The 15,666-nt window shown below is 60.7% G+C and carries 15 protein-coding genes; 6 read left to right on the forward strand and 9 right to left on the reverse strand.

Translation table 11 applies throughout. From position 1 onward, the window contains the following. Positions 1 to 66: 66 nt before the first annotated feature. From secG to AC6HU3_RS01215, 7 genes are read right to left on the reverse strand one after another with little or no spacing between them, the layout of a single operon-like run. The gene (gene secG, locus AC6HU3_RS01185; protein WP_497473982.1) at positions 67 to 480 is read right to left on the reverse strand and encodes a preprotein translocase subunit SecG; all 414 of its coding nucleotides are present in this window, start codon (positions 478 to 480) and stop codon (positions 67 to 69) included. Continuing rightward, entirely contained in the window at positions 480 to 2,288 is a 1,809-nt protein-coding gene (locus tag AC6HU3_RS01190; protein ID WP_497473983.1) for a V-type ATP synthase subunit A, read from the reverse strand. The genes secG and AC6HU3_RS01190 overlap by 1 nt, the downstream gene beginning before the upstream one ends. Before the next feature lie 11 nt (positions 2,289 to 2,299). Then, positions 2,300 to 3,442 (reverse strand): fructose-1,6-bisphosphate aldolase/phosphatase, encoded by a 1,143-nt coding sequence (fbp, locus tag AC6HU3_RS01195; protein ID WP_497473984.1) that lies wholly within the window; start codon positions 3,440 to 3,442, stop codon positions 2,300 to 2,302. 28 nt (positions 3,443 to 3,470) lie between these two features. Further along, complete coding sequence (locus tag AC6HU3_RS01200) at positions 3,471 to 4,757, reverse strand: LVIVD repeat-containing protein (protein ID WP_497473985.1); 1,287 nt, start codon at positions 4,755 to 4,757, stop codon at positions 3,471 to 3,473. Then, positions 4,754 to 5,608 (reverse strand): prohibitin family protein, encoded by an 855-nt coding sequence (locus AC6HU3_RS01205; RefSeq protein WP_497473986.1) that lies wholly within the window; start codon positions 5,606 to 5,608, stop codon positions 4,754 to 4,756. Before AC6HU3_RS01205 ends, AC6HU3_RS01200 begins: the two co-directional genes overlap by 4 nt. Then, the gene (locus AC6HU3_RS01210) at positions 5,577 to 7,574 is read right to left on the reverse strand and encodes a hypothetical protein (RefSeq protein ID WP_497473987.1); all 1,998 of its coding nucleotides are present in this window, start codon (positions 7,572 to 7,574) and stop codon (positions 5,577 to 5,579) included. The genes AC6HU3_RS01205 and AC6HU3_RS01210 overlap by 32 nt, the downstream gene beginning before the upstream one ends. Continuing rightward, the gene (locus tag AC6HU3_RS01215; protein ID WP_497473988.1) at positions 7,571 to 9,325 is read right to left on the reverse strand and encodes a M20/M25/M40 family metallo-hydrolase; all 1,755 of its coding nucleotides are present in this window, start codon (positions 9,323 to 9,325) and stop codon (positions 7,571 to 7,573) included. Before AC6HU3_RS01215 ends, AC6HU3_RS01210 begins: the two co-directional genes overlap by 4 nt. A 98-nt stretch (positions 9,326 to 9,423) precedes the next feature. Between AC6HU3_RS01215 and AC6HU3_RS01220 the strand changes: the two genes are divergently transcribed. Genes AC6HU3_RS01220 through tatC form a run of 6 tightly spaced genes read left to right on the forward strand, consistent with a single transcriptional unit; the run spans position 9,424 to position 13,451 of the window. Beyond that, positions 9,424 to 9,927, forward strand: coding sequence for a DivIVA domain-containing protein (locus AC6HU3_RS01220; protein WP_497473989.1), 504 nt, complete (start codon positions 9,424 to 9,426; stop codon positions 9,925 to 9,927). Further along, positions 9,924 to 10,760, forward strand: a complete 837-nt coding sequence (locus tag AC6HU3_RS01225; RefSeq protein WP_497473990.1) for a purine-nucleoside phosphorylase — start codon at positions 9,924 to 9,926, stop codon at positions 10,758 to 10,760. Before AC6HU3_RS01220 ends, AC6HU3_RS01225 begins: the two co-directional genes overlap by 4 nt. A gap of 14 nt (positions 10,761 to 10,774) precedes the next feature. Continuing rightward, entirely contained in the window at positions 10,775 to 11,707 is a 933-nt protein-coding gene (locus AC6HU3_RS01230; RefSeq protein ID WP_497473991.1) for a ribose-phosphate diphosphokinase, read from the forward strand. Further along, positions 11,707 to 12,261, forward strand: coding sequence for a 16S rRNA (guanine(966)-N(2))-methyltransferase RsmD (gene rsmD, locus AC6HU3_RS01235; RefSeq protein ID WP_497473992.1), 555 nt, complete (start codon positions 11,707 to 11,709; stop codon positions 12,259 to 12,261). The genes AC6HU3_RS01230 and rsmD overlap by 1 nt, the downstream gene beginning before the upstream one ends. Then, on the forward strand, positions 12,212 to 12,712 hold the full coding sequence (coaD, locus tag AC6HU3_RS01240) for a pantetheine-phosphate adenylyltransferase (protein ID WP_497473993.1): 501 nt from the start codon (positions 12,212 to 12,214) through the stop codon (positions 12,710 to 12,712). The genes rsmD and coaD overlap by 50 nt, the downstream gene beginning before the upstream one ends. After that, the gene (tatC, locus tag AC6HU3_RS01245) at positions 12,702 to 13,451 is read left to right on the forward strand and encodes a twin-arginine translocase subunit TatC (protein WP_497473994.1); all 750 of its coding nucleotides are present in this window, start codon (positions 12,702 to 12,704) and stop codon (positions 13,449 to 13,451) included. Before coaD ends, tatC begins: the two co-directional genes overlap by 11 nt. Before the next feature lie 19 nt (positions 13,452 to 13,470). Here tatC and AC6HU3_RS01250 read toward each other — a convergent pair whose 3' ends face one another. Further along, complete coding sequence (locus AC6HU3_RS01250; RefSeq protein WP_497473995.1) at positions 13,471 to 14,475, reverse strand: carboxypeptidase-like regulatory domain-containing protein; 1,005 nt, start codon at positions 14,473 to 14,475, stop codon at positions 13,471 to 13,473. Positions 14,476 to 14,501: 26 nt separating this feature from the next. Further along, positions 14,502 to 15,662: an exo-beta-N-acetylmuramidase NamZ family protein gene (locus AC6HU3_RS01255; RefSeq protein ID WP_497473996.1), complete on the reverse strand. Its 1,161-nt coding sequence runs from the start codon at positions 15,660 to 15,662 to the stop codon at positions 14,502 to 14,504. Between the last annotated feature and the right edge of the window lie 4 nt (positions 15,663 to 15,666).

The following is a 15,666-nucleotide window of genomic DNA, read 5'->3' on the forward strand; positions in this document are numbered from 1 at the left end:
GTGAAAAAACCGTGCGGGGCGGATGAAACCCGCCCCGCACAAAAATTATAGCCTTATCCTGCGCCCTCACTCACCCAGCGGGATGGGCGTGGGCGTCTCCTCTCCCGGCTGAGAGGTCTCTCCAGTTTCGCCTCCGGTTGTGCCTTCTTCGGGGATCACGGGAACCACAGGGACTTCCTCAGGGGGCGCTTCCACCTGCTGAACCTGCTGGCGCTGGAGTTCCTGCAGAACCACGGACTGGACGGCGGAAGAGGGGTGCATGGTGGAAAGGAGAAGGGAGAGCAGGGCATAGACCACGCCCAGCCCCACGGTCAGGCGGGTGAAAAGGGTGGGGGCCTCCCGCACACCCAGAACCATCTGAACACCACCGCCCCCGATCCCGGCGGAAAGCCCGCCTTCCCGCGGCTCCTGCACCAGGATCACCAGGGTCATGATCACCACGATGACCACATACAGCCCGAGCAGGATTCCGAAGAGCATCAGGCAGCCTCCCGGACCTGGGACTTGAGGGCCTCCGCTTTCTCCCGAACTCGACCGAGGATTTCTTCGGAAAGCGTCTCCACCTCTTCGTCCCGGCGCTCTTTCAGACGAACAATTTCTTCGATCTCGGGAAGTTTGAGGAGTTCTTCCACAGGAACACCGGCGGCGATGGCGTCGTGGCCGATCTCATAGAACCGCTTGATGGTGGTCATCATGCGGTGCTGCTTGGGCAGGCTGCAGGAGGCGTCAATCTCGTGGAAAGCGTTCTGCTGGAGGAACCCTTCCCGCAGGAGCTTCCCGATCTCAAGGAGCAGGCGTTCGTTGTCCTGCAGGGCATCCGGCCCCACGAGGAGCACGATTTCCTGGAGTTCGGCTTCTTTCTGGAGAATTTCCTGTGCCCAGCTCCGCAGATCGGGCCAGTCTTCGGCCACGTTCTCCCGGAACCAGCGGTCCACGAGGCTGGTATAGAGCGTGTAGGAGCGAAGCCAGTTGATGGCCGGGAAGTGCCGACGGTGGGCAAGGGAAGAATCCAGCGCCCAGAGGGCCCCCACCACACGGAGGGTGCTCTGCACCACGGGCTCGGAGAAGTCTCCACCCGGAGGGGACACCGCACCCACCGCGGTCACCGATCCTTCCTGACCGGTGAGGGTGACCACCCGTCCGGTCCGCTCATAGAAGGCGGCAAGACGGGAACCGAGATAGGTGGGATATCCCTCTTCTCCGGGCATCTCCTCCAGACGGGAGGAAATCTCCCGGAGGGCCTCCGCCCAGCGGCTGGTGGAGTCCGCAAGGAGAAGCACATTGTAGCCCATGTCACGGTAATATTCCGCCAGGGTGATCCCGGTGTAAATGGAGGCTTCCCGAGCCGCCACCGGCATGTTGGAGGTGTTCACCACCAGGATGGTCCGGTCCATAAGGGGCCCGCCCCGCAGCGGGTCTTCCAGCTCCGGAAACTCCACCAGCACCTCCGTCATCTCGTTGCCGCGCTCCCCGCACCCGATATACACCACCACGTCCACCAGGGCATATTTGGCAAGCGTCTGCTCGGTCACCGTCTTTCCGGTCCCGAATCCGCCGGGAAGGGCCGCGTTCCCTCCGAGGGCGATGGGGAAAAAGAAGTCGAGAATCCGCTGGCCCGTCCGCAGGGGCACCACCGGGCGCTCCTTGTCCCGGAAAGGACGTCCGATCCGGACCGGCCACTTGTGGGCAAGCTTCACCTCATAGGTCTTGCCCTCTTTGTCACGGAGAACTGCCACGGTGTCGTTCACCGTGAACTGCCCTTCCTGGATCTCCACCACCTCAAAGGTCTCTTCCATATCCTCCCGGTCCAGAACGGTTTTCCCCTTCAGGTTCGGGGGAACCATCACCCGGTGGACGATGGAATGGGTTTCCGGAACTTCCCCGATGATGCTCCCGAGTTTGACCTGATCGCCCTTCTTCACCGTGGGCTGGAAGGGCCATTTCTTGTCCACGGGAAGGGAAGGCACGTCCACCCCTCGCTCCACGAAGTCACCCCGGAGTTCCCGAATGGCATCCAGAGGGCGCTGAATCCCGTCAAATGCGGTGCCCAGAAGCCCGGGACCCAGGGTCACGGCCAGGGGCTGGCCGGTCCGCTCGATGGGCTCACCCACAAAGAGACCGGAGGTCTCCTCGTACACCTGGATGAAGGCCCGATCTTCGGAGAGACGGATCACCTCCCCGATCAGGCGCTCCTTCCCCACAAACACGATCTCGTTCATCTGGGCCCCTTTCATGTTTTTCCCGACCACCAGGGCCCCGGAAATCCGTTCAATGACAGGCTGGCTCATCCTGTGCCTCCTTATTCCACGTCGTGACCGGCATCCTCCCGGATGTCGGATTCAAACTTCTCCGCATCTTCCCACCGATCCTTGAGTTCCTGCATGAGTTTCGGAAGGGTGGTGTATTCCATCTCCTTCAGTCCCAGGCGGTGGGGCTCAAAGGGACCCATCCGCCGGAGATAGTTGGCGAGTTCGTTGGCCTGACGGCGGGCATCGTCAAAGGAGGGATCGTCAAAGAGATCCCGCGGTCCGATCAGTTTCCCCTCCGCGATCTGGAATCCGGCCGCAATCACCCGGGGAGGACCGTCAAACCGGGTGGGATTGGCCTGGTAGAACGCCACGGGCATCGTGGGTCCGTGATGGGACCCCCGCATCCATCCCGGAACGATCCATGGAGAGGCGAACGGCTCCAGAACTTCTCCCACGGCGGGGAAACCGGACTGGGCCCGGACGATGAGCACGGGATCGTCCTTGCCGATATACCGCCCGGCAATGAGAGAGAGACGCTGGGTGGAGGAAGATGCCGCAATCTCACCATCCGATGCGCGAAACACACGGCGAATGGTGTATTCCTCCGGCGCACCGATGAAGGCAAGGAGTTTGTAGAGCTCCTCGGGAGCCTTGAACTTGATCACCCGGTTGTTGTAGAGATCCATCACTTCAAAGATGAAGCCCTGGCTCATGCTGGGGTCGATAACCAGGCCCGGGGTGTTGAATGGATCTGCAAACATTTTATACAGCGGAAGATTCCATGCCCCCGGCGATGTCTTGTCCGCCATGAACACGATGACGGGCTCGGAAGGGCGCTCCTCAAACTCCATCTCAGCCACGCCGGGCCCCATCCCCTTCACGTTGCCAGAGAAGGTGTCGGCAAGGAGATCCTGCCCGGCCCCATACAGTTTGAGGCGGCGGGCTTCCTGGGTGGCCTCCATGAACGTATCCCAGGCGAGTTTGTGGATCTCACCGCTGTCAGGCCCCTTCGTGTGGGTCATGATGAGCTGGAGATCGTCTCCCACACTCATCACCACATAGTCCAGAATCAGACCGTCCTCTTTGGCTTTGCGGAGCTCCTCATCCGCCACCTCCTTGAGGCGGGGATGGATCCCGGAGTGCCCCACATAGCCTCCGATGTCAGCCTTGATCACGCTGAGGGTGACCTTCATCCTTCAAAACCTCCCGTTTGATTGTTTGTTATTCAGCGAAAAAGACCGTTCGCGTCCACCTTCCCTGTTGAGACACCACCCGGATCCGATAGACCCCGGGCGCCATGGGTGGGAGAAGAGCCGATGCCCCACCCCCAAGAACTCCGGACCACCAGGTCCGCCCGGACGCATCCATCACCCGGACCTCGGCACGGGGGATCGTCGGAACAAGTTTCAATTCCCGACCCCGCATCACGAGGGGGGCCATCTGCGCTCCTTCCTGGGGGTTCTCAACCACACCCACCGGATCCACCCGGAAAATCCACAGACCGCTCTGCATATCGCTCACATACACATAAGGCCATCTCACCATGACACCCCAAGCGCCGTAAAAATTGCGGGCGTTGGAAGAGGGGTAGGTATCGTATTCGGCGACGAGAGCAGGGGCTGCTGGATTCCGGATATCCAGCACCACGAGACCTGCGGTGTAGTGAGAAACAAACGCAAGGCTGTCGCCCACCACCTGGATGTTGTGAGCAATGGGGGGACCGTAGTTAAAAGATCCTACGAGCGTCCAGGGATCGGTCTGGGTGGACCAGATCCAGACAATCCCTTCTCCCACCTCATCCGCGTGAACAACATACTGCCTGCTCTCCGTGGGCCACACCGCGTGCCCCCAGGAACCCTGCCCTGCCTGAAGGGTCGGAGAACCGCCAACGAGAACGGGACTGGAAGGCGATGAGACGTCGAAAGCCCGAAGAATACCTCGAGGCCACCCGATATCGTCGTTTCCCGCAGCCACGTAGAGGGACTCCCCCACCACCGTGATGTCGTGGGCTTCATAGGAGAGAAGGGCTGGATCAACAGAGGATAGCGTCACGAGATGAACCGGCTGGGAAGGATCGGAAACGTCCCAGATCTCCACCTCTTCTGCCGTGTAAAGAATCCCGCCTTTCACAAAAAGGTTGTGGGTGCCGTTGGGGAGGGGCACTTTGCCCGCAAGAACGGGGTTTGCAGGATCGGAAATGTCCCAGATAAGCACGCCCGCCGTGTCCGCGCATCCTCCCCAGCACTGGTTGGCCACATAAAGATAATTCCCCTCCGCCTTGAGATCCCAGGGAGCCTCCAGCCGGGAGTCCGTCACCGTGGAAAGGATATAGGGATTCTGGGGATCCGCGACGCTCACGATGTGAACGTAAGGCGTGTCTCCCCAGGGTGCGACCACAAAAACCAAGGTATCCTGAGCCCAGAGATCCGCAAGCCCCCCCACCGCCTGGAGGTTGGCCAGGGGCGATAGCTGAATCTGGGCCGTGAGCGTCCACAGCAAAAGGGTCATGGTTTCCCTCCGGGCACCTGAATCATGGGGATCAGGTTCTGATCAAAGGGCATGATGATCACGGTGTTGTTCTGGGAGGACAGCACATCCTTGAGGCGTTCAATGTAATACCACTGGAGATATTCCCTTGTCAGGGAGGCCCGGATGATGCGCTGGGCCTCGGCAATCCCCTGGGCTTCGATGATCCTCCGCTCCTTTTCCTTCTCCTCTTTCTCCAGCACAAACTGCATTTTCTCAGCTTCCTGCTGGGCCACGAGTTTGGCCTCGATCGCCCGGACGAAGTCCTGGGGCAGGCGAAGCTCACGAACCCGGACGTCCACGATCTCGATCTTTCCGGTACGGTTTTTCACTGCATCCCGGATTTCCGCATCAATGGCCTCCTCCACCGCCTTGCGGTTCTGATAGAACTCCACCGCCCGGAACTGGCTTGCGATGTTCCGGACCGCCGAACGGATGGTGGGCCGGAGAAAGTTGGTTTCCCAGTCCCCGTTATACTGGACATAGAGTTCGGCCGCGCTGTCGGGCACCACCCGATAGACCACCGTCATCTCCACCACGATGGGAAGTCCGTCTTTCGTGAGGACATCAATGGGCTCCTCCCGCCCTTCCGTCTCCCGATCCGAGGTGAAGTGGAGGGCCACGTTATACACGGGAACCCGGAGAAGTTGCTGAATCGCCGGGATATAGAAGCCCACAAACCCGTCCCCCGTTTCCTCCATCTTCACCTTCCCCAGAACCTTCCACACCCCCACAAAACCCGTGTCCACCACCCCCACCGCGCACCCGGTGAGGGTGGTGGAGAACAGCACGATCAGCAGATTACGGAACAAGGATTTTCCGCGTTTCTTCATGCGAGGCTCCCTGTGCCCGGAGGAGCATCACCCCCCGCACACCCCGGGGGAGTGCGAGCCGGGTGGGTCCGTGAACGCGCCCCGATGTGGTGAGAATCCGCCGTCCCAGGGCGTTCCAGACATCCACCCGATAAGGCGCTCCTTCCGGAAGGTCCCAGGCGAGTTCCAGTGTCCGCCCCCGGACCCCCACCCGACGAAGGAGACGGGGTGAGAAAGACCGAACGGGTGTCTCCTCCACGGGCGTGCTGTATCGCTCGCCGAGGGAAACGAGAAGAAGTTTCTTCGTCCCAAACCCGTCATCCTGGGTCACCCAGGCCCGGGCGGTGCGGATCAGGCTGGAGTTCGCCACGAAGTCCACCCCCTGAATTCCGTTCAGGAAAATTTTCGCCCGGTTTACGGGGGTGAACACCGAGTCTCCCCAGAAAAGGGAATCAAACTGGTATTCCACAAAGGCCACCTCGTCACTGCGGGAAAGGAGGAACCGGCGGGTTCCGTCCCACACATGGCCGAGACCGGTATAATCCACACCCCCCGGCATTTCGTAGGAGCGCTCATAGATGGGGTCCACCGTGAAGTTGATCCGGTACACCTGGGGGTTGCCAAAGCCGGGAGAAGGAACGGAAGCCACATAGAGTTTCGCCGTGTTGGGATCCCAGTCCAGGCCCATGGGCACACCATAGAGATCCACTGTGTCCGCCCAGTTCAGCGTGTCCAGAAGGGTGCCCGTGGTGTCCACCTTCAGGAGATACTGGCCATACAGTGCCGTGTTTGCCGAGTCCAGATACATGCTGACCCAGAAAAATCCGGAATCGGGGACATAGGCAAGATCCAGGGCGTATTCCATGATCTCCTGGGTGTAGCCGGAGGGCGCCACATGGGGCACCTCAAACTTTTCCGTGAGGGTGGACGTGGAGGGATCAAAGTGATAAACGAAATACCGGTGAGGCCCGGACGGAGGGTTCCCCGTGTTGGGCTCGGCAACCAGAAGGAAAAGTCCGTTCTGACCCCAGATGGCATCCAGCCCCCGGAGATATCGGCCGGCGGGAAGGGAACCGGAAAGGTCGTAGGAGGCGAGAATCTGCCCCACTTCCGCAGGGGTGAGGTCAAAGGTGGCGGAAAGGGTGTTGTTGGCCGTGAAGGGATCACCGGTCGCGGTGAGGGTGGCGGCGATCACATACCGGTCATCCAGGGCGAGTCCGGTGATGGCGGGAAACTGGACCTGCTGGGTGCTCTGGGGAGAAAGGGTGACAGGCTGGGACTGGCTGTAAAGGGGCCCGTTGCCGGCGGTGTCGAACACCTCCACCGTCAGCGTGGCGTTGATGGAAGCCGATGGATCGTTGGAGAAAATCTCCACCGTGACCGGGACGTTCTGCTGCTGGGACTCGGGGACCCAGCCGTTGGGGCTCACGATGGAGAGCACCCCCACATCCCCTGCGAGACTCCAGTCCCCGAGAAGCCGAACGTTGTCCACCGCCGCGCCCCATCCCCAGGCACCGTTATCCGCATACACAAACCGGATCAGAACGGAATCGGCCGAGAGATAGGCCGCGGAAAAGGTGTGGGTGAAGTGTCCGGTGTCGGCAAGCTGCGTGGATTCGTAAAGCACCTCCGGTGTGCTCCAGGACCCACCACTTTTGTAGGCTGCCTCCACCCGGAAGGTGTCCCCTCCCACAGCATAAAAGGAGTAGTCGAACTCCAGAACCAGCTGGGACAGGGTGAATCCCGGCAGACCCATCACCCGCTCGAGCACCTCCTGGGTGGCCGGGGCGGACGAGCCGGCCGCATCGTCATTGTACACGGCAAAGGATCCGGAGAACCCGGAAGCCGTGGGAAATCCGCCGGGGAACGAAAAATCGGCAGACCAGGTCACGTTGTCCCCGTTTCCATCCGTAACGTTCCAGAGCCCCAGGCTGTCAAAGGGCTCGTACATCAGGGTAGAGAGGGCGGAGACCACAAGCCAGATCATGGAGATTCCTCCTGTTTGACAAGGGGGAGGGGAAGGGAAAGGGTGTCCCCATCCCGGATCACCAGAGCCTGAAGGGTGTCCCCCCAGGCATGATCTCCAAGAACGGCCATATAGGCATACAGATCCTCAAGAGTGTCGCCATCAAAAGCAAGGAGAACATCGCCCTTCTGGATGCCGGCAAGAAAGGCCGGCCCTCCATCCCGAACCCCGGTCACCCGGACGCCGGGACCTTTGAAGGTGTAATCGGGGATGATGCCCAGGCGAACCTTCATCCGAACATCCCCCGTGCTCACCTGCATGCGTCCACCCGTTTCCTGATAGGTGAGATGATCCAGCCGGTCCACCGCCTGGAGAAACCGAAGGGCATACGTGGCCACCCGGGCCATCCCATCCCAGTTGATTTTCTCCACGTCGTCCGTGATGCGGTGATAATCCTCATGAACTCCGGTGAAGAAAAAGGTGACCGGAAGGCCGGCCGTGTAGAAGTTCATGTGGTCACTTCCTCCGAAACCCTCCGGGGAAAACTCGGGGGTGAGACCGAGTCCGGTGGTGTCCAGGGAGGCGAAGAGGGAATCAAATTCTCTGGCGGTTCCGGAGCCCGTCACCACCAGCCGGCCCTCCTCGTTGAGCCGGCCCACCATATCAAAATTGACATACAGCAGGACGCTGTCTTTGGGGAAGGGAAGATGTTTCGCAAAATACGCGCTCCCCAGGGCACCGATCTCTTCGGCCCCCCAGAAGGCCACGAGAACGTTGTGGCGGAGGGGATGCTTGCGGAGATACCGGGCAAGGGCCATCACCATGGCCACGCCCGATGCGTTGTCATCGGCGCCGTTGTGAGGGGCAAGGGTATCCGGGTCCAGCGCGCCGCTTGAAGGCCCGCCCAGCCCCAGGTGGTCATAATGAGCCCCCAGAATGATCCACCCGGATGCAGGGTCCTTGCCAGGAATCCAGCCCAGCACGTTGCGGGAGGGAAGCTTTTTTCGATCAATGGAAATCCGGACCTTCAGGCGAAGGGACTCGGGTTTGAAGGGATGAGGATTCAGATCCCTATCGATCGCCTGGTGAAGGGAGTCAAAGGGGATATAGGGTTCCAGGATCTCCCGGCGGATCTGAAGGGCCAGAATCCCCGCGTCTTCCGTGGACACGTTTCGAGGGAAGGGGGTGAGTTCGTCGTCCTCGTGCAGGGGGTCGGTGACAAAGATCACGGCTTTGGCCCCGTGCTCCCGGGCATTCCGGGCCTTGAACCGGAGGTCGGAAAACAGGGAGGGGAAAGGCGTTCCAAAAAGGCCCTTCGGGTCTTTCTCACGGGGCTCGTGCCGAAACACCACCACCCCCATCCCGGAGACGTCGCTGCCGTGGTAGTCGTCGTACCGGTATTTCTTTGTGGTGATGCCGTAGCCGGCGAAGTACAGAGGAACGTCCGCCTCGCCTGAACTGGAGAAACTCAGGGGGATAAAATCCTTCCCGGGCTTGAGCTCCAGGGTTTCCCGGGGCGTGATGAGCCAGGCCCGGGTGAGAACGGAATCGTATCCCCGGGTCAGGGACACGTCAAAGGTCTGGAAATAACCCGTATCGGCGAAGGGCGGAATGCCCGCCTGCTGGAGCTCTCTCTCGAGGAACAGCGCCGCTTTTTCCTCAAACGGCGTTCCTGCCCGTCGCCCCTGCAGACTGTCCGATGCCAGCACGTTCAGCGTAAAAACAAAATCACTCCTTCCAAACGGAAGGGCCAGCAACCCGAGCCAGAGCATCCTTGCCTCCTTTGGAGCCAATTATACCCGAGATAGACTGAACCATCAATTCACACGCACCCATTGAATATTCAAATCCCGGCGCGTATAATTGGGCCATGGACGAAAGAGAAGAGCTTTTCCCGGTGGATCCGGGGCCTCTCACCCCGGCCGACATCCGCAATCACAGGTTTCCGAAGCGCATGACGGGGTATGACCCCGAACAGGTTCATGTGTTTCTGGATTCGGTGGCCGAACGCATGGAAGCCCTCCTGAGGGAAAACGAGACCCTGCGAACCGACGTGGCCCACCTGCGCGCCGAGGTGGATCGCCTCAAAAAAATCGAAGACCTGATGCGTGAAACGCTGGAAATGGCCAAGCAAAAAGCCGCCGAATACCAGACCCGTGCCGAGCAGGAAGCCCGAAAAATCCTGGACAACGCCCGGGAAGAGGCCGAGAAAATCATTTCCGACTCCCAGCAACGGGCGGCCGCCCTCCGGGAAGAAATCAAGCACCTGGAGGAACAGCGCAAAGCCATTGTGGAGGATCTCCGGGCCCTGGCCCGGGAAATTCTCGGCCTTGCCGATGCCTTTGAAAAAGGGCGGAGGGAAAAAGCACGATGAGCCATCCCACAACAGATCTCAAAAAGCGGATTCTGGAAGCGGTGGCCTTCGTCCGGGAGGAGAGTTCCATCACGCCTGAGGTGGCCATCATTCTCGGAAGCGGCCTCTCCCACCTTGCCGATGCGATTGAAGAAGACGCGGCCATTCCCTACTGGAAAATTCCCCATTTTCCCGTTTCCACCGTCCCCGGTCACCCCGGTCGCCTCATCCTCGGACACCTCTCCGGGCGACCGGTGGTGGTCATGCAGGGCCGGTTCCATTATTACGAAGGATATTCCATGCAGGAAGTGACCTTTGGGGTCCGGGTGATGCGGATGCTGGGCGCCCACACCCTGGTGGTCTCCAACGCGGCCGGGGGAGTGAACCCCGAGTTTCAGCCCGGAGACCTGATGCTCATCCGGGATCACATCAACCTGATGCCCGAAAACCCTCTCCGGGGACCCAACGATGAGAGCCTGGGCCCCCGTTTCCCGTCCATGCACAACGCCTATGATCGGGAACTCCGGAGGCAAATCCGGGAGATTGCGGAGCGCCTGAACATCCCGCTCCGGGAAGGCGTGTATGTGGCCCTTCAGGGCCCCAATCTGGAAACCCCCGCGGAATATCAGATGATCCGTATTCTCGGTGGAGATGCGGTGGGGATGTCCACCGTTCCGGAGGTGATTGTGGCCAACCATATGGGGATGCGGGTTGCCGGGTTTTCCGTCATCACCAACGTTCCGGATTTTGCATCCCCGCGGGAAACCACCCACGAGGAAGTGATCGCGGTCGCCCGGCAGGCGGGCGAAAAACTCTCCAGACTGGTGGCTGAACTGCTCAAGGAAATCGCCTGAGAGGGGGACAATCCATGGGACCCATCACCCTCCTTGCAGGGAATGCATCCCGCAGGCTTGCCCGGCGCATCGCGGCCGCGCTGGGGATCGAACTCACACCCGCCATCGTCAGCCGATTTGCCGACGGTGAAATCCGCGTCCAGATTCTCGAAAACATCCGTGGAACCGACGTGTTCATCGTGCAGAGCACCAATCCGCCGGCGGAACATCTCTTTGAACTCCTCCTTCTGGTGGATGCGGCCAAGCGGGCATCGGCGGCACGCATTACGGCCGTGATTCCTTATTTCGGCTATGCCCGTCAGGACCGGAAAGACCAGCCCCGTGTGCCCATCTCGGCAAAACTCGTGGCCAACCTGCTGGAAACGGCCGGCATCCACCGGGTGCTGACCCTGGACCTCCACACCGACCAGATCCAGGGCTTCTTCGACGTTCCGGTGGACAATCTTTATGCCACCCCCGTGTTCAAGGAATACTTTCAGAACCTTCCGCCCAACACGGTGGTGGTCGCTCCGGATGTGGGCGCCACCCGGCGGGCCCGGGCCATCGCCAAAAAGCTCGGCAACTTTCCCATCGCCCTGATTGACAAGCGCCGTCCGGAGCCCAACGCCGCCGAGGTGATGCACGTGATCGGGGAGGTGGAAGGCAAAGAGGCGCTCATCGTGGACGATATTCTGGACACGGGCAGCACGCTGGTGAAGGCCGCCCAGGCCCTGCGGGAGCACGGTGCGGTTCGGGTTCGTGCGGCCATCACCCACGGTCTCTTTTCCCGGGATGCCCGGACCAAAGTGGAGCAGTCCGTGCTTGAAGAGGTGGTGATCACCGATTCCATTGAACTCCCCGAAGAACGGTACCCTGCAAACAGTGTGGTCCTCTCGGTGGACCGTCTTCTCGCCGAAGCCATCCTGCGCATCCACGAAGCACGATCCATTAGTGAACTGTTTGCCTGATGGTCTCCCGGCTCCGGATCATCGGCGGCGCATTGAAGGGACAGACCATCCAGGTCCCGCCCCGAACCCGCCCCACCCTGGCGCTGGTCCGACGGGGTGTGTTTGATCATCTGGGACAAAGGGTGGTTGGCACACGGGTGCTGGACCTGTTTGCAGGGACGGGAGCCATGGGGATCGAAGCCCTTTCCCGGGGAGCCGAGCGGGTCTGGTTCGTGGAACGTTCCCCCGCTGCCCTCAAGGTTCTCCGAAAAAACCTGGGATCCCTGGGTCTTCTGACCCGGGCACGGGTGGTTCCCATGGACGTGCTGAATCTTCTGAACGGCCCGCCGCCGGAGCCTTTCCATCTGGTTTTTGTGGACCCCCCTTATGGCTTTCGATCCTGGGAAAAGCTGTTCGAGGCCTTGAGCCACTGGGTGATTCCGGAGGGCCGGGTGGTGGTGGAAACTTCCCGCCGGGACCCCCTCCCCGCCTTCCGTGGCTGGGAATTCGTCTGGGAGCGTGAGTATGGCGAAACACGGATCCGGATCCATCGCCGTTTATCCGGGGACCTTTGATCCCATCACCCTGGGGCATGTGGACCTGGTGGAACGGGCCCGGCGCCTCTTCCCCCGGGTGATTGTGGCCGTGGCCGTGGCCTATCACAAGAAAACCCTTTTCTCGCTGGAAGACCGGATAGCCATGGCCCGGGAATCCCTGGGACATCTGGAAGGCGTGGAAGTTCATCCCCTCACCGGTCTCCTGGTGGACTTTCTCCGGGAACACGGGGCCCGGGTGATCGTCCGGGGTTTGCGGGCGGTGTCCGATTTTGAATTCGAGTTCCAGCTTGCTTGGATGAACCGGAAACTCGCACCCGACATCGAAACTGTGTTCCTGATCCCCGCCGATGAACATGCCTATGTCTCCTCCACCCTGATCCGGGAAATTGCCATGCTGGGTGGGGACGTGCGGCCCTTTGTTCCGGAACCCGTGGCACGGAGACTCCGGGAGCGTTTCGATGGCTTCTGAACGGGAGGCCCCCTGGACCGAACACCTGGAGGAACTGCGCCTTCGCCTTTTCCGTGCCCTGATCGTTTCGGTGGTTGCGGTGGTGGTCCTGTTCGGGGCAAGTGATGTTCTTCTCAAACTGATGATCCACCCCCTGGGGGATCTCCGCCCCCACACCTTTGCCCTGGAAGAGGCTTTTCTGGTCCGGATGAAGGTGAGTTTCTGGGCCACGGTGTTTGTGCTTCTTCCCTATTATCTGTTTGAACTCTGGGGTTTTGTGAAACCCGGACTCTATCCCCACGAACGAAAGTGGATCGGCGGAGGGCTTCTTGCTGCGGTGGTGCTGGCCTATCTCGGCCTTCTCTTTGCCTGGGGAGCCTTTCTTCCCCTTTCGGTGCGAGCCCTTCAGAATTTTCTGGGTGACACCTTTGTCCTCACCCTCCGGGCCGAGAGTTATCTGAAATTCCTGGTGTGGACCACCCTGGCGTGCATGGCCCTGTTTGAAATGCCTCTCGCCTTTGCCCTGCTCTCCCGGATCGGCCTTCTGGATCCGGAACAGCTTGCCCGGAACCGCCGGGGCTGGCTCATCACCCTGGTAACAGCTCTGGCCATCATCACGCCCTCGGTGGACATGCTCTCCCTCATCCTGGTGACCGTTCCCCTGTGGATTCTCTTTGAGATCAGCCTGAATGTGGCCCGGGCTTTCCGCCCGAAAGAAAGTGAAGACGAAAACGGGGAGGGTGCCCCCCTCCCCGAGTGAAGGTCTTCCAGAGCAAAGGTCAGAAGCGGAAAATCAGGTGCTGGAGAAACCGTTCCACCTCCTGAGGGCTGGATCCCTCGAGATGGAAAGACGTGACATACACCTTCCCGTCCCCATAAGTAAACTCTTCGGAATAGGGAACCACCACCGGTCCCTGATCCGGACTGGCCGGTCCCTCCACCAGGACATGGGTTCCCGTGGCAACCGCCGTGTCCAGCATGATCCACCCCCCCAGAAACTGCACCATGAAGGTGTCCAGACCCACCGCGTTCACGAGAAGCGAGTCCACCGCCCAGGCCAGGGTATCCATCGGTTGCCCCCCGTAGGGATAGCCCTCCATGGCCTCTTCCATCCAGAGATGGATCTGGTTGTCAAAGGGCATGTCCGCAAAGAAGGGGATGGCCAGGTCCGAAACGTAGAGACGACCCCCGTTGTCCACAAAGTTCTTCATATTCTGGAGATACGTGGCTGTGTCGGCATAAAGCTCATTCGCCCCACAGTTGATGAAAATCATGTCGTATCCGCTGTAAAAGTCCGCCGAAAGGAGGGTATCGGTGGTTTGATAAAAGTCGTACGTGAGCCCCAGGGAATCCAGAATGTTCTGCACGGCATCATAGGCGCCATAGAACACGGCCAGACGCACCCCGCCCTGCGAAAGATTCACGGCGGCTGACGTGGTTCCGGACGGAACGGACTGGGTAAAACGGTTGGAGAAAAGGCCGGCCTGCACCACCACGCTTTTGTCCCCGGCGGACATCCCCTGAAGCGTGCCCTGGCCGTTTGCATCGGTGGTCACACCGCAGTCCTCGCCCTCCACATACACCACCGCACCGGGAACCGGAAAGCGTCCGTTGGGGGAACGCACCTCCACCTGAAACACCGCATCACCCTGGCCGCAGGAGGCAACCCCCACCGGAAAATTCCGGGGGTCCAGGGTCGGTTCCTGAGGGGTGGGCCCAGTGGGTTCTTTCTTGCAGGCAAGCACCCCCACCAGGACAACCCCCATCAGCATCCATCGTCTCATCGCACACCTCCTGTTCGAAATCCAGATTAAACATAGAGCAAAAAAGGCGAACGCCGCGTGAGGAATCTCACACGCTCTCTTTCCAGCCGTGCCCACACCTCTTCCACCCTGCCTCTCTCCAGAAGGGGCCGGATCCAGGACGCCCCCAGGAGAAGATCAATGGCCGGCACGTCGTCCCGGAACTCATACCGGGTGGTTCGCCAGGCAAATTCGGGATACTGCACAAGATGGGCAAGGAGGGTGTATCCCGCAAGGAGAGGGGAGAAGACACGGGGATCCGTGACATGCAGAAAAGCCCCTTTCACAAGCTGTTCGCGGTATTTGTGAAAGGTCGGGATATAGGCGATGGGGCGCAGGTGCGCACCGGGGATCAGGACGTCCCGGGACAGACGGAGGGGATCCACCCAGGGGGCACCGAACATCTCAAAGGGGCGGGTGGTGCCCCGCCCTTCGGAAACGTTGGTCCCCTCCAGGAGGCAGGTGGCACCATACACCCGGGCGGTGGACGGAAAGGGCATGTTGGGAGAAGGGGGAACCCAGGGAAGGCCGGTGTGTTCAAAAAGCATGCTCCGGCTCCACCCGGAAAGGGGGACCACCTCCAGATCGGCCTTCCACCCTTCCGTCTCGTTCCACAGGAGTGCAAGCTCCCCGGGCGTCATGCCGTGGAGCACGGGAATGGAAAAAGCCCCCACAAACGATCGAAGCTCGGGCTCCACGCCCCCTCCCTCCACGCGCTCACCCCCCAGGGGATTGGGGCGATCCAGAACCAGCACCTTCACGCCCACCCGGGCGGCCTCCTGGATCAGAAACGCCATCGTGTACACAAAGGTGTAATAGCGAACGCCCACATCCTGGAGATCCACCACCACGAGATCCAGATCTTCCAGGTCCCGGGGAGAGGGGCGGAGGCTTTCGGGGGTGGAACCGTACAGACTCCGGAGGGGAAGTCCCCAGACCGGATCTTTCTCCTCCTCCACGGCCACCTGGTCCTGTGCCTCGCCGAAAAGGCCGTGTTCCGGTGTAAAAACCCGCCGGGGAACAAGCCCTTCCCGGGAAAGGAGTTCGAGAATGAAGGTCCCGTCTCCGGCGATGGAGGCAGCGTGGATCAGAAGGCCAAAACGCCTGCCCTTTAGCGGGGCAAACCGGAGACGAACCAGTTCGTCCAGGCCTGTGCGGACCCGCCCCACACCA

Source organism: Caldifarcimen microaerophilum (genome assembly GCF_055387105.1).

Excerpts from the sequence above, each read along its gene's own strand:
- AC6HU3_RS01225 (WP_497473990.1), top strand. The coding sequence starts at position 9,924 with ATGAGCCATCCCACAACAGATCTCAAAAAGCGGATTCTGGAAGCGGTG.
- AC6HU3_RS01215 (WP_497473988.1), bottom strand. The coding sequence starts at position 9,325 with ATGCTCTGGCTCGGGTTGCTGGCCCTTCCGTTTGGAAGGAGTGATTTT.
- AC6HU3_RS01210 (WP_497473987.1), bottom strand. The coding sequence starts at position 7,574 with ATGATCTGGCTTGTGGTCTCCGCCCTCTCTACCCTGATGTACGAGCCC.
- AC6HU3_RS01200 (WP_497473985.1), bottom strand. The coding sequence starts at position 4,757 with ATGACCCTTTTGCTGTGGACGCTCACGGCCCAGATTCAGCTATCGCCC.
- rsmD (WP_497473992.1), top strand. The coding sequence starts at position 11,707 with ATGGTCTCCCGGCTCCGGATCATCGGCGGCGCATTGAAGGGACAGACC.
- fbp (WP_497473984.1), bottom strand. The coding sequence starts at position 3,442 with ATGAAGGTCACCCTCAGCGTGATCAAGGCTGACATCGGAGGCTATGTG.
- AC6HU3_RS01220 (WP_497473989.1), top strand. The coding sequence starts at position 9,424 with ATGGACGAAAGAGAAGAGCTTTTCCCGGTGGATCCGGGGCCTCTCACC.
- tatC (WP_497473994.1), top strand. The coding sequence starts at position 12,702 with ATGGCTTCTGAACGGGAGGCCCCCTGGACCGAACACCTGGAGGAACTG.
- secG (WP_497473982.1), bottom strand. The coding sequence starts at position 480 with ATGCTCTTCGGAATCCTGCTCGGGCTGTATGTGGTCATCGTGGTGATC.
- AC6HU3_RS01250 (WP_497473995.1), bottom strand. The coding sequence starts at position 14,475 with ATGAGACGATGGATGCTGATGGGGGTTGTCCTGGTGGGGGTGCTTGCC.
- AC6HU3_RS01190 (WP_497473983.1), bottom strand. The coding sequence starts at position 2,288 with ATGAGCCAGCCTGTCATTGAACGGATTTCCGGGGCCCTGGTGGTCGGG.
- AC6HU3_RS01205 (WP_497473986.1), bottom strand. The coding sequence starts at position 5,608 with ATGAAGAAACGCGGAAAATCCTTGTTCCGTAATCTGCTGATCGTGCTG.
- coaD (WP_497473993.1), top strand. The coding sequence starts at position 12,212 with ATGGCGAAACACGGATCCGGATCCATCGCCGTTTATCCGGGGACCTTT.
- AC6HU3_RS01230 (WP_497473991.1), top strand. The coding sequence starts at position 10,775 with ATGGGACCCATCACCCTCCTTGCAGGGAATGCATCCCGCAGGCTTGCC.